Source organism: Acinetobacter sp. AS5, assembly GCF_048957595.1.
In the GTDB taxonomy this organism is placed as follows: Bacteria; Pseudomonadota; Gammaproteobacteria; order Pseudomonadales; family Moraxellaceae; genus Acinetobacter.
In genome coordinates this window covers 1-13,777 of record NZ_JARDAL010000065.1, presented here as the reverse complement: position 1 = coordinate 13,777, position 13,777 = coordinate 1, and the positions used below count along the sequence as shown (strand labels likewise).

Below are 13,777 nucleotides of genomic sequence, written 5' to 3'. Positions count from 1 at the left end.
TCATTGAATGTGATCATGGTAAGTTAAAGCGAATCATCAGGGCCACATTAGGATTCAAATCTATGAAGACTGCTTATACCACAATTAAAGGTATTGAAGTCATGCGTGCACTACGTAAAGGACAAGCATCGTCATTTTATTATGGTCAGCCTCAGGGTGAAGTGTGTCTAATCAACAGGGTTTTCGGTCTCTAAGCACTTTTTAAAGGGAACATCATCGACTCAAATCTCTATTTGCAACAGTGCCAGATTTAGTCACTGAAGTAGATAAACTGGTCAAACGAGGAATTGCCATCCAGTTCGTAAAAGAAAATATTACTTTCACTGCTCAATCTACCCCGATGGATAATTTGATGCTGCAATTGATGGGCGCTTTTGCACAGTTCGAACGTGAGATCATTTTAGAGCGTCAAAAAGAAGGAATAAAACTGGCCTCTGCTCAAGGAAAGTACAAAGGGCGTGTACATAAATTGAAACCTGAACAGGCTGAAGCTTTAAGACAAGAATGGAAGGAAGGAAAGTACCCTTCAAAAATGGCATTAGGCCAGGCATTTGGAATTAGTCGCCAGGCGGTATACCGCTATTTAAAAGCAAGTGAGTAACTCAATTAAAATGGAAAATATTCGAAATTTTCTTGAAGATAATCAAGTCAAAATCTACTTCTGTACCATCTTTATCGGAGTTATTTTTGGATTAACCATCAGTGGAGCGACGATTTTAGAAAGTTTGATTAACCCTGCACTGGCATTAATGTTATTTGCTACTTTTTTACAAGTACCTATTGCAGAAATTGGCAAGGCATTAAAAAATTTACGTTTTATTTCTGCATTACTTATTACTAACTTTATTGCCTTACCTTTAATTACGGCAGGTCTAATACAATTTTTACCTGAAAACCCACTTATTCGTTTAGCTGTACTTTTTGTTCTACTAGCACCGTGTATTGATTATGTGATTACTTTCACCCATGTTGGGAAAGGTAATGCAAGATTATTACTTGCGATGACACCTGTATTATTGCTTATCCAAATGATCTTACTACCAATTTATCTTGGTGTACTCCTCGGAGAAGAGGTAGCTCAGCTTGTTGAAATTGGTCCTTTTGTCCATGCGTTTGTATGGTTCATTGTTGCACCCTTAGCAATGGCAGCTATAGTTCAGTTCATTGGGAATAGAAATGAACAAGCAGAAAAAGTGGCTGAAAGCCTAAACTTATTTCCTGTACCTGCCACAGCCCTAGTTTTGTTTATCGTCCTAGCATCAGTTATGCCTCAAATTGGGCTTGCAAAAAGTGCAGCTCTTCAAGCTTTACCAATTTATATTTCTTTTGCCATTATTGCTCCATTCGTGGGTTGGATAATTGCTCGTATTTTTCGATTAGAATCTGGCTCTGCTAGTGCTGTGTCCTTTTCAGCATCATATAGAAATTCATTTGTTATTCTTCCATTAGCTTTTGCAATTCCGGGAAGTATGCCCATAATTCCTGCTGTAATCTTGACTCAGACTATCGTTGAACTATGCTTTTTACCAATCTATATTCGTCTGATACCTCGACTATTCAAAACCTAGAGATTTAAACATTTAAGTAGTTGTTATAGTTAGATAAAAGTATTCAGAAGCCCACGCTTACATCGAGTAATTTAATAAAGGGGGGGGAGCTAGCTCCCCCCCCTCTTTTATTCATTTGCTAATTAAAACTTACTCGCAACTTGATATGTGATGAATGAAAAGATGTAGGCTAATGCAAACAAATAAGTTGCCATAACGACAGGCTGTTTCCAGCTACCTGTTTCTCGTCTAATTGTTGCTAACGTGGCAAGACAATGTGGAGCAAAAATAAACCATACCAATAATGATAAACCTGTGGCTAACCCCCATCCATCCGGGCCTGAAATTTGACTTAACAGACTTTGAGTTACAGTATCTTCATCACCTGACATCGCATAAATCACCCCAAGAGCTGCAATTACAACTTCCCTTGCTGCCATAGCAGGAATGAGTGCAATACATATTTCCCATGTAAAACCAATAGGCGCAAATATAGGGTGAATTAAATGTCCTAACTGACCAGCTAAACTATAGTTAATGGCTGGCATGGTTGCATTATCTGGTGCTTGAGGGAACGTGACTAGCACCCATAACAAGATAGACAGTGCAACGATAATGCCACCAACTCGTTTTAAGAAAATAGTTGCCCTATCATATAAGCCTAATGCAATATTTCTAATATCTGGAATTCGGTATGTGGGAAGCTCAAAAATAAAAATACTTTCAGTTTTATCTTTTCGAACCAACTTCAGAAAGAGTGAAACTAATAACGCTGAGACTATTCCCGACATATAAAGACCAAAAAGGACTAATCCTTGCAGACTTAACCAGCCGTAGATTAATTGGTTCGGAATAAATGCCGCGATCAATAAAGCATATACGGGCAATCTTGCTGAACAGGTCATCAATGGTGCAATCATAATTGTTGCTAATCTGTCCCGTTCAGAGCTGATACTTCTGGTTGCCATAATTCCGGGAATCGCACAAGCAAAACTGGATAGCAGAGGAATAAATGAACGGCCGCTAAGCCCGGCTTTAGACATTAATTTATCTAAAAGAAATGCTGCTCGGGGTAAATAGCCTGACTCTTCAAGCATTAAAATGAAGAAGAATAAAATCAAAATCTGAGGCATATATGCAAGCACGCTACCTGTGCCAGCAATTACCCCATCGACTACCAAGCTTTTTAATAGAGGATGTTGGATTAGTGGTCCAATAAAATCACTGAGCCATACGATAAAATTTTCAATGAATTCTATAAAAGGTGTTGCCCATATAAATACCGCTTGGAACATCACAAACATGGTTAAAGTTAAGATTACTAAACCTAATACAGGATGTAGAAAAATTTTATCTAGAAATGCGGTTCTTTTATCACCATTGTCATTATTTAAAATAACTTGTTTGGTGATTTGTTTGACCTGTTCAAAATGACTTAATTCAGAATGATAAGGAGTAATAAAAAGATTTTTTTGATCTAATTGATTAATTAAATCTTGAATTCCTTTTGTTTTAACTGCGACAGCTTCAACTACAGGGATACCTAACAGTTGAGACAGTTTATCCTTATCAATGGAAATACCACGCTTTTTGACCTCATCCATCATATTTAATACAAGAATCATAGGGCGATTTAAAGCACGAACTTCGAGAACCAAGCTCAAATGTAAGCTTAAATTTGTGGCATCTACGACGCATATAAAAATGTCGGGTAGAATTTCACCTTTTAGCTCGCCCAAACAAACTGCCCTGGTGACTTCTTCATCTAAACTACTAGGTTTTAAACTGTAAGTTCCGGGTAAGTCCAATACTCGTATTGCATCACCAGAAGGTAAGTTAAAAGAACCTTCTTTTCTTTCTACGGTAACCCCAGCATAGTTGGCAACTTTTTGTCGCGTACCAGTAAGTGTATTAAATAAAGAGGTTTTTCCGCAATTTGGATTACCGACTAATGCAATATTCTTAATCTTCATTGGATACTAACTCTACAAAAATTCTTTCAGCTTCATTCTTTCTTAATGCGAATCTTGAAGTTTCAATCTGAACTAAAACAGGATCTCCGCCAAAAACACCTTTAGCGAGTACTTGTAGAGTTTCACCCTCTCTAAAACCTAATAGTTGGAGCCGTTCCAATACGGGATCAGTGGTATGACTGTATTGATTACCTTTTTTGAGATCTCTAATTTTGACGATCTGATTTTGTTTAACTTGAAATAGATTCATTTTCGATACTCTTACTTCAAAGCCAAAATCTTTCGAGCACCATTAAGCACGAATAAAGAAACCAGGATGCCAATGATTAAGTCTGGATAAGCTGATCCCGTCCACGCCACGAGTACACCGGCAAATATAACGCCCATATTTACGACAACGTCATTCGCCGAGAAAATCCAACTGGCTTTCATATGTGCGCCATCTTCTCGATGACCAGAAATAAGATATAAGCATGTCACGTTAGCTATAAGTGCGAGCAGGCCAATAACAATCATGAGCGTTGATTCTGGCTCGCTTCCAAACATGAATCGTCTAATGACATCAACAATCACGATAACAGCAAGTAATAACTGAATCCAACCTGCGAAATGGGCTGCTTTTATTTGATATTTCGCAGCTTTTCCGACGGCATATAGCGCAATACCATAAACGGCTGCATCGGCAAACATATCTAGAGAATCAGCAATCAATCCTGTAGACGCAGCAATAATTCCGCTGATGAATTCTATAAAGAACAGTAGAGCATTAATGCCTAATAACAGTTTAAGTACTTTAGCTTGTCTCACAGGATCAGGTTCATTAGGTATATCGCCTGTAGAAAGCTGTGTTTCATCAAGTTTCGCCCCAAAACCCAGTCCTTCGAGTTTAGCCGTAATTTGCTGAATCCCTTCATTATGGAAGACTTTCAGTTTTCGATTGGGAAGATCAAAAGTAAGACCTTTAACTGCTTCAATATCTGCAAGAGCCATACGGACCATTTGCTCTTCAGCAGAGCAATCCATTTTAGGAATGGTGTAGGTACTTGTTTGCTTAGCCTGTTGATTGCTTATATAAGTTTCAGTCTTCACAAGCTTTGCACCAAAACCCAAAGCTTCAAGTTTGGTGGTTATATTTTCATCTTTTTGATTATGTAGAACCTTTAAAGAACGGTTAGGTAAATCAAAGATGAGTTTTTGAACACCATCAATTGAAGATAGCGCCATACGAACCATCTGTTCTTCCGCAGAACAATCCATTTTGGGAACTAAGTATTCACTCATGTAGTGCGAATCTTTTAAAACGTTTTCAGTGCTTAAATTTTCTTTGGGATCAGAACCACAACAGGATTGAGCGGTATCTTCACAACTGTTTGAAGTGTTACAGCAAGGAGATGAAGATTTTTCTTCTTCCTCTTCACCACAACAGCTAGGCGTATTATCACAATTCTTTGAATTGCTTGCTTCTGCAATTGATGGATGATTTTCTTGTTGAGATTTCTTATCTTCGCATGGTGTTTCTTTACTACATCCACAGCCACTCATAGTTATACCCATTAAAAAAATTTATAAACTTTGAATATTAGAATCCCTATAGTTACTATAGAGTCAAGATTTTTTGGAAATACCAACTCAATGCATTTAAAAATTGGTGAACTCTCTAAAAAAACCTCATGTTCAGTATTAACAATTAGGTTTTATGAAAAGGAAGGTTTAATTCCGGAACCCGAAAGAACGGAAGGAAATTACCGCCTTTACGATATAGGCTATGTTGAGCGAATTAAGTTTATTTTGAATTGCCGAACTTTAAATATGAGTTTGAATGAAATTCGTCAATTACTCACCTATAAAGATAATCCCAAGAAAAATTGTTCAGATGTGAATGAATTAATTGACTTACATGTCAGTGCTATCAGAGAAAATATAATCAAGCAACAAAAGCTTATTGAACAATTATCTGATTTAAGAGGTACTTGTGATGGCTTATGTACAATTGACCAATGTGGAGTTCTAAAAAATCTAGCTTGATTATCTAGACCTATGCTTTTTTCAAAAATTCTGTATATCTTTACTTAAGGCTGCAAAAAGTTTAAGGTTACTCAAATTCTGTGATCAGATCTTTGATAGATCTGGACAGCTTCTTTATTGGTGTTTTAAATACAGATTTGTGTATGAAGAGAAAAACATTTCTAATCCAGATATTGGTACTCTTATTCACATTCCAGAATATTTGGAGTGTGGCAGAGGCCGCGTGTCTGCATGAAATGCCAAACATACCCAATTCAATACTCTCTAATCCAATCGATTTAGACGAAAAGAGTGATAGTCCTCGTCAAGCACTTTATTCCCTAGAAAACTATAAAGAAATCTATGACTATTGTCAGAAGGTTTGTTTTAACGAAAAGTGCAGTCATTTCTCAAATACAATCGTGATTCAGATTGACCCACCCGATGATCTGAAGCTTAAAGCTGATTTTGAGACCGGCATTACCCCAACTTATTTGGGAATAACTTTTTATAAATCCCCTTATCTGAATCAATTAACCCCGCCTCCCGATTTGCCCCTACTATTGGTGGGGTAGTCTTATAAAAGCCCACCACTCCTAATTTCATTATGCGTGGGGCATTTTCATGTCAAAAAACAAATTACATCAGGATACCTCCATCCTGAATTTATCCTGGTCAGCCTTAGGTAGCGGTATCTTGCTATCTGCAATGATCAGCATCAGTACTTCCGTAGTCGCCAGTACTCAAGATTTAACGCTGCAGCAAGCTATTGAGCAGGTTAACCAATATCAAGCGTCCCAAAATTTCTGGGAAACGCAAAATAGTATTAATGCCACGAATCTTCAGCAAAGTAAGCTGTTTAAAAATCCTGAATTGTCAGTTGAACAAACGGGCTTTGGTTCAAATAATGAAAAAGAGCTTGCCATTGGCATATCACAACCCTTGGATATTTTTGGTGAGCGAAAAGCAAACCAAAAATTAGCCAGTCTCTCTACAGATAAAACAGCACTGAAGCAGAAGATTTATCAAGCGCAAATTGAGCTTGCGGTGAAATATGTATGGTCACAACTGGCCATTGCTGAACTTGAAAGAAACATTGTCAATGAACAACTTCGGGTGAGTGAAGAAAACCTTAAAGCGATCGAGAAGCGCTTTACTGCGGGCGGTATCGCGCAAGTAGATGTGAATCGCGCACGTTTAAGTCATGCTGAAAATATACGCCTTTTTAGACAGGCAGACTTACAGGTACAAGTGGCCACCCAACAATTATCAAATTTATGGGGTACGTCTGATAAGTCATTGCAGGTAAACCTCTCTTCACAAAAGCTCTGGCCAAAATCGACTCATGGACAGGTTCAAGAATATTTAGCGGAAAACTACGTTGAGAAATATCGAGCTTTACTGGTATTAGAGTCTCAAGCAACGGTTGATCAACTAAGAGCAAAGGCACGTCCTAACCCCACTTTAAACCTAGGTGTCAACCGCACCCAATCCTTGGAAAACTCCACACAAAATCAATTAGTAGTCGGAGTTAGTGTACCGCTTAATATTTTCGATCGTCAGCAAAATGGCATAAAAATCGCGCAAGAAAAAATGAACTTATTAGAGCGTCAGAAAGAATTTTATCTGAAGCAAAATGCGCTGCAAATAGGCACAATTTTAACCGAGTTGCAGGGTTTAGAGCTGCAATTCAAAGTCGTTGACGAGACTCAAATTCCTTTGGCGACTCAAGTTCAAAGTAAAACTTTACAAGGTTTTCTGGCAGGAAAGTTTGCTTTAACCGATGTTCAGCAAGCCACGCTTCAATTACAAGACATCCGTCTGCGTAAAGTCCAGTTGTTACGGGATGGCTGGCAAAAGGCCATTGAAGCAGAAAGTTTGAGCTTAGGCATTAGCCCAAGTGAAGTCATGTCGAAAGATGCTATTGCACAAATCAATCAAAACTTATGGCAAGACATACAGGCCATGCCTGTCATTGGTGGGGGAAATTAACATGTTCGATCTTAAAAACAGCTTAAAAAAACAGAGCGGAAAAATCTCTCAACCTCTACTGATTGGTTTGGTCATCGGCGCAACCGTACTCCTCAGTATTTTCTTGATCTTGTCGGGTAAGAATAAATCTGAAACATCAGATGAACATGCAGAGGAAGAAGGCGCAGAGGAACATGGAAGTGAAGAACATGGCGGTGAAACCGAAGAGCATGCAGAAGGCGTGAGCCTGACGGCCAAGCAACTGGTGGAACAGGGCATACAGTTATCAGCGGTCGATCAAGGTCCGGTGGTTAAATTAAGTTCTTATCCTGCCAAACTCAATGTGAATACGGATCAGCAAGCGCATGTCTCACCGAGTTTTAGCGGTCATGTAGAAAATGTTTATGTAGAACTCGGCCAAAAAGTTCAGAAAGGGCAGCCTTTGGCTACATTGCTTGTTCCTGATCTAGTTGATCAGCAGGCCAATCTTAAAATTGAACAAACCAATCTGGAACTGGCGAAACAAGACTTTGAGCGTGAGCGTCAATTGTGGTCACAGGGTATCTCAGCAAAACAGGACTATCAACGGGCTTATAACAGTTATAAACGGGCACAAATCCAGGTTCAAGCGGCCCAATCACGTTTAAGTGCATTTGGTGCAGTGAATGCTAGTAACGGGCGCTATATTTTAAAAGCCCCAATTTCTGGCGTGATCAGTAAAAAGGATTTGGTTCTCGGGGAAAATGTTCAGTTAGCAAGTCAACTCTTTACCATAGACCGGTTAGATCAGCTCTGGCTTGAATTTATTGTTCCAAATTCTGAAATTGTGGGCTTAGCCCCGAATCAAAAGATCGAATTTAAATCTTTGCAAACTGAAAAGGTCTATAGGGCGGTTATTCAAACCTTAAATACTGAAGCGGATATTCAAACAGGTCGTCTTCAGGTGCGAGCAAAAGTTGAATCGAATGCAACCGAATTACGTCCAAACTTGATGGTAAACGTACAGTTGCAACAACGCAGTGAAAGTACCGCATTACGGGTGCTTAAGTCCGCAGTTCAGAATGTCGATGGAAAAGATGTGGTTTTTGTCGCCACTCAGCATGGACAAAAAGTTGAATTCACTCCGCAACCGGTGAAATTAGGTCAATCGTCTGGGGATAGCCAGTGGATTGAAGTGGTAAATGGGCTTAATCAGGGACAAAAATATGCCGCTCAAGGCAGTTTCTTACTGAAATCTGAGATGGAAAAAGGAGAGGCTTCACATGAGCACTAAAAGCCCTCACATTCCAGACCACGAATCGGTAAAACCTGAAGGGCTGTTTGATCGGCTGATCCAGTTTTCTATTCATAACGCAATCTGGGTCATGCTGTTTATTGCGGCTTGGATTGCTATTGGTATTTATAGTTATCAAAAGTTACCGATTGATGCTGTACCGGATATTACCAATACTCAGGTGCAGATTAACACTTCAGCCAATGGCTTTACGGCTTTGGAAATGGAACAGCGGATTACCTATCCAATTGAGAATGCCATGTCAGGCATGCCGAAAATGGAACAAACCCGTTCGATTTCACGCTACGGCTTATCGCAAGTGACCATCATTTTTGAAGATGGCACGGATATTTACTGGGCCAGACAGCTTATCAACCAGCGCTTGCAAGAAGCAATGGGAGAAATGCCTGAAGATGTGCAACCTAACATGTCACCTATTTCGACAGGTTTAGGTGAAATCTATCAATGGGTGATTAAAGCCGAACCAAATGCTAAAAAACCGGATGGAACCGCTTATTCTGCGATGGATTTACGTGAAATTCAGGATTGGATTGTAAGGCCGCAATTACAGCGTGTAAAAGGCGTTGCGGAGATCAACAGTATCGGTGGCTTTAATAAAACCTATGTGGTTGCCCCTGATCTGAACCGATTACAACAATTGCAAATTCCTTTGACTGATTTACAAACCGCCTTAACAGAAAATAATGAAAACCGTGGTGCTGGCTATATTGAGAAAAATGGACAACAGCTAACGGTTCGTGTTCCTGGCACTTTAAACACGATTGAAGATATCCAGAACATCAGTATTGCCAATAAAAACGGCTATCCGATTCGGGTGGCAGATGTCGCCAATGTCTCAATTGGTCATGACTTGAGAACAGGGGCTGCAACCTATAATGGTGAAGAAACTGTATTGGGTATTGCCATGATGATGATGGGAGAAAATAGCCGTACCGTTGCTCAAGCCATTGATGAAAAGGTGCAATCGATCCAGCAATCGCTACCTAAAGGTGTGGTGATTGAGACTGTGTATGACCGTACGCATTTGGTTGATCGGGCGATCAAAACCGTTCAGAAAAATTTGATTGAGGGTGCAATCCTCGTCATTGTTATTTTATTTCTCTTTCTAGGTAATTTCCGTGCTGCGCTGATCACGGCTTGCGTTATTCCACTCTCAATGTTGTTTACCTTGACGGGAATGGCAGAGCAGAAGATTAGTGCAAATCTGATGAGTTTAGGGGCACTGGACTTCGGTATTATTATTGATGGTGCAGTGGTTATTGTAGAAAACTGTATCCGTCGGCTAGCAGAAGCTCAGAAGCTGAAAGGTGGTTTACTTAGCCGTTCTGAAAGATTTAAAGAAGTCTTCTTGGCTGCAAAACAGGCGCGTCGTCCTCTCATCTTTGGACAGTTAATTATTTTGGTAGTTTATCTACCTATCTTTACCCTGACGGGTGTAGAAGCCAAACTTTTCCATCCTATGGCAATGACGGTTGTACTGGCTTTAATTGGGGCCATGATTTTATCTGTCACTTTTGTGCCAGCCGCAGTTGCCCTATTTGTCACTGGAGAAGTCAAGGAAACCGAAAGTCGCTGGATGCATTGGCTTAAAACTAAATATGAATTGCTTTTAGATAGAGCCTATGAGCTTCGTTTATTTGTGACTATTGTGGCTGCCTGTATTTTAGTGCTTACGGGTGTGCTAGCTACTCAAACAGGTAGCGAGTTTGCACCTCAACTGGGTGAAGGTGATTTTGCTGTTCAGCAAATGCGTTCCCCAAGTACAGGGTTAGAACAGTCACTGAGAATGCAGGAAAATACTGAAAAGTTACTGTTGAAAGAATTTCCTGAAATTAAAGCAATCTTTGCCCGTACCGGTACAGCAGAAGTGGCCACAGATGTCATGCCACCCAACATTTCAGATGGCGTGGTACTGTTAAAACCTCATGATGAATGGCCTGATCCAAAACAAACGATTGATGAGCTTCGCCAAAGAATGATTACTTTCTTAGCGACATTGCCGGGAAATAACAGTGAGTTCTCGCAACCCATTGAACTGCGTTTTAACGAGTTAATTTCAGGGGTGCGAAGTGATGTGGGTGTCAAGTTATTTGGCGATGATATGGAAATTCTGAATCGTGAAGCGAATAAGATTTCTCAGAAAATTAAATCAATTTCAGGCGCGACAGCCGTTAATGTAGAGCAAACCAGCGGCTTACCCTTGTTGAATGTAGAGGTGGATAAGTCCAGAGCAGCACAATACGGCTTGTCGGTAAGAGCAATTCAGGATCTGGTGGCGACAAGTGTCGGTGGTCAAAATGTTGGAACCATTCTACAGGGAGACAAGCGTTTTGATTTTGTTATCCGTCTAGATGAATCCCAGCGTAGTCCCGAGCAGTTAGCGCTACTTCCTGTTCAATTGCCAAATGGTGGTTTAGTCCAACTGCAAGATGTTGCACGCGTTGAAAATATCCTGGGTATTAATCAGGTCAGCCGTGAAAATGGTAAACGTCGGGTGGTTATTACTGCAAATGTAGAAGGACGCGATTTAGGCTCATTCGTAACAGAACTTCAGAGCACGTTATCCAAACAGGAATTACCAAGCGGTTATTGGATAGATTATGGCGGTCAATTTCAAAATCTGATGTCTGCAAAAGCGCGTATGCAATTGGTGGTTCCGCTCGCATTGTTGACGATCTTTATTTTATTGATGGCTGTATTCCATAATATCAAAGAAAGCTTACTGGTCTTTAGTGGTGTCCCGTTTGCCTTATGTGGAGGCTTAATCGCGTTGTGGTTGCGTGACATTCCATTATCCATGTCAGCAGGGGTTGGCTTCATTGCACTATCGGGGGTGGCTGTACTGAATGGCTTAGTCATGCTCACCTTTATCAAAGAGTTGCGACAGCAATATGACCTTTATTATGCAACGTGGCAGGGTGCAATTTTGCGTCTTAGACCTGTGCTGATGACCGCTTGTGTGGCGTCCCTTGGGTTTGTCCCGATGGCTTTGGCAACCGGAACTGGGGCAGAAGTACAGAGACCTTTAGCAACAGTGGTTATTGGAGGAATTATCTCCTCTACCCTGCTTACATTGGTTTTATTGCCCGTACTGTACCGCTGGATGAATGAAAAGAAAGTTTCTTAATCCAATAGATTAGTCGATTTACAGCAGAGATATTGGCTGTTATCCAATATCTCTGCTCATCATAAATAGAATAAGGAAAATATTTTATGTCAGAACATCATGATCATAGCCATGCGGTTGTTACTGAAGAAAATAGTAAGAAGTTAATGGTTGCCTTAGGTTTAACGACTACTTTTTTAATAGTAGAAGTTGTCGCTGCTTTTATTACCCAAAGTTTGGCTTTGTTATCTGATGCAGCTCATATGTTTACTGATGTAGCCGCTTTAGCTATTGCTCTTGCCGCTATCAAAATTGGTAAAAAAGCCGCAGATGATAAAAGAACTTTTGGCTATCAGCGATTTGAAATTTTAGCGGCTCTGTTTAATGCGGTGATGCTTTTTGTGGTAGCAATATATATTGTATATGAAGCTTATCAACGTTTTACGAACCCTGCTGAAATTCAAAGTGTTGAAATGATGATTGTCGCGGTCATTGGTTTGGTCGTAAATTTGATTTCAATGAAAATCCTTTCTGCTAGTGCTGAAGGAAGTCTAAATATAAAAGGTGCATATTTAGAAGTTCTTAGTGATGCTCTAGGATCGATAGGCGTGATTATCGGAGGAATAGTTATTTATTTTACCCAGTGGATGTGGGTTGATACCGTAATCGCTGTGTTAATTGGCTTCTGGGTCTTACCTCGAACTTGGATTTTATTAAAACAAAGTATTAATATTCTGCTTGAAGGAGTTCCTGATGAGATTGATATTGAGTCGTTAAGAAATGATTTATTGAAGCTAGAGGGCGTTGAAGGGATTCATCAGTTGAAAGTCTGGGCTATATCCTCAAAAAATATTCATTTAACTGCTCATTTGGTTGCTCCGAATAGCAATACAGATCAACTCTATCAAAAGGCCTTAGAAGTTCTAAAACATAATCATAATATTACTGAAATTACGTTACAAATAGAAAGTAAGGAATGTAATACATTGGAACAGCATAAACATTAAAGTGCTGCTCTTTCTACATAATGGACAGATGACTAGGCTGATAAACCTTACCATTTTCCTGTATTACACTTCTATTTATCACACGCACTTTAAACACCATCCTGAGACATTTTAAAATTACAAGAATGTAATTTATGAGTCCTCTGGGTGTTAATTCTTTAAAGTTAGAATATCTAACAAGTATTAAATGAGAGTAAATAAACATGCTATTCAAAAATAAATTTTGTACTAAATTACTGTTAATTAGTGCATTCTTTAGTATCGCAAGTTTTAGTTATGCAGATGGCGGCTTGTTATTTCTTGAAAAGAATTTAAAAGCTTCTAAAGTTGAAAATTCTAAACAAAAACAAGTTAAAAATAATGAATCAAATGAATAGTTGGGTTGCATAAATAAATCAATTAGACTTATTCATTCAGCAATATAATTCCTGAATGAATAAGTTTATAACTAAAACCGGCTTTGTTGCATAAACATTCAAAAGCTGAGTTTTCCCCAATCCATTCAAATTTAAGTGACAACTTGGGTGTGAGGTCTACCTAATTCCGTAAATCTATTCAGAACTGCCACACGCGCATGAACTTCATTGAGCTGACTTTGAAAATGTCTTGCCGTCAGCTTATCTCCTAATAATTTGATGCAATGCATCTTGGTTTCCACCAAACTGCGACGGTGATAGCCCGACCATTTTTTCCATAGGGTTCTGCCTAAATGCTTAACCGTTTGAAGTAACTCATTTCGTTCTATTGAACTGATTTTAGAATCTTTCCAGGGCTTGGCATTCTTCCTGGGTGGAATTACGGCACTGTTGCAAATAACCACGAATGGTAAGCTGAAGACTGTTTTAGCTAAAGGTGCAGCATATGAATCCTTTCCA

13 protein-coding genes and 1 pseudogene are annotated in these 13,777 nt (G+C 39.4%); 10 read left to right on the top strand and 4 right to left on the bottom strand.

Features of this window, described 5'->3' with window-relative positions; translation table 11 throughout:
- From PV763_RS15805 to PV763_RS15795, 3 genes and pseudogenes are all read left to right on the top strand, one after another.
- The coding region (locus tag PV763_RS15805) for a DDE-type integrase/transposase/recombinase (protein WP_420938187.1) at positions 1–194 on the top strand (194 nt) is incomplete at its 5' end.
- A gap of 44 nt (positions 195–238) precedes the next feature.
- Positions 239–601: pseudogene (locus PV763_RS15800) on the top strand (recombinase family protein); the annotation flags it as partial.
- Positions 602–611: 10 nt separating this feature from the next.
- Entirely contained in the window at positions 612–1,568 is a 957-nt protein-coding gene (locus tag PV763_RS15795) for an arsenic resistance protein (RefSeq protein WP_004665958.1), read from the top strand.
- Positions 1,569–1,690: 122 nt separating this feature from the next.
- On the opposite strand, the gene feoB is transcribed toward PV763_RS15795, so the two are convergent.
- From feoB to PV763_RS15780, 3 genes are read right to left on the bottom strand one after another with little or no spacing between them, the layout of a single operon-like run.
- Positions 1,691–3,520, bottom strand: a complete 1,830-nt coding sequence (gene feoB, locus PV763_RS15790) for a ferrous iron transporter B (RefSeq protein WP_086044985.1) — start codon at positions 3,518–3,520, stop codon at positions 1,691–1,693.
- Positions 3,510–3,770: a FeoA family protein gene (locus tag PV763_RS15785; protein ID WP_004665962.1), complete on the bottom strand. Its 261-nt coding sequence runs from the start codon at positions 3,768–3,770 to the stop codon at positions 3,510–3,512. The genes feoB and PV763_RS15785 overlap by 11 nt, the downstream gene beginning before the upstream one ends.
- An 11-nt stretch (positions 3,771–3,781) precedes the next feature.
- Positions 3,782–5,062, bottom strand: a complete 1,281-nt coding sequence (locus PV763_RS15780; protein ID WP_070153973.1) for a cation transporter — start codon at positions 5,060–5,062, stop codon at positions 3,782–3,784.
- Positions 5,063–5,152: 90 nt separating this feature from the next.
- On the opposite strand from PV763_RS15780, the gene cadR reads away from it, so the two are divergent.
- The 7 genes from cadR to PV763_RS15745 all read left to right on the top strand — a co-directional run bounded on the left by cadR (position 5,153) and on the right by PV763_RS15745 (position 13,279).
- On the top strand, positions 5,153–5,545 hold the full coding sequence (gene cadR / locus PV763_RS15775; RefSeq protein ID WP_004281856.1) for a Cd(II)/Pb(II)-responsive transcriptional regulator: 393 nt from the start codon (positions 5,153–5,155) through the stop codon (positions 5,543–5,545).
- Between the two features lie 143 nt (positions 5,546–5,688).
- Positions 5,689–6,099 carry a hypothetical protein gene (locus PV763_RS15770; RefSeq protein WP_039624319.1) on the top strand — a complete coding sequence of 137 codons (411 nt, stop codon included), beginning with the start codon at positions 5,689–5,691 and terminating at the stop codon, positions 6,097–6,099.
- Positions 6,100–6,148: 49 nt separating this feature from the next.
- A complete protein-coding gene (locus tag PV763_RS15765; RefSeq protein ID WP_180001850.1) occupies positions 6,149–7,516 on the top strand; it encodes a TolC family protein in 1,368 nt (455 codons plus the stop codon).
- A gap of 1 nt (position 7,517) precedes the next feature.
- Positions 7,518–8,768 carry an efflux RND transporter periplasmic adaptor subunit gene (locus PV763_RS15760; protein WP_086197158.1) on the top strand — a complete coding sequence of 417 codons (1,251 nt, stop codon included), beginning with the start codon at positions 7,518–7,520 and terminating at the stop codon, positions 8,766–8,768.
- Positions 8,758–11,916, top strand: a complete 3,159-nt coding sequence (locus tag PV763_RS15755) for an efflux RND transporter permease subunit (protein WP_420938186.1) — start codon at positions 8,758–8,760, stop codon at positions 11,914–11,916. The genes PV763_RS15760 and PV763_RS15755 overlap by 11 nt, the downstream gene beginning before the upstream one ends.
- Before the next feature lie 86 nt (positions 11,917–12,002).
- Positions 12,003–12,902 (top strand): cation diffusion facilitator family transporter, encoded by a 900-nt coding sequence (locus PV763_RS15750; protein WP_004733183.1) that lies wholly within the window; start codon positions 12,003–12,005, stop codon positions 12,900–12,902.
- Between the two features lie 203 nt (positions 12,903–13,105).
- Positions 13,106–13,279 (top strand): hypothetical protein, encoded by a 174-nt coding sequence (locus PV763_RS15745; RefSeq protein WP_420938185.1) that lies wholly within the window; start codon positions 13,106–13,108, stop codon positions 13,277–13,279.
- 131 nt (positions 13,280–13,410) lie between these two features.
- On the opposite strand, the gene PV763_RS15740 is transcribed toward PV763_RS15745, so the two are convergent.
- On the bottom strand, positions 13,411–13,777 hold a 367-nt coding region (locus tag PV763_RS15740), incomplete at its 5' end, for a transposase (protein WP_420938184.1).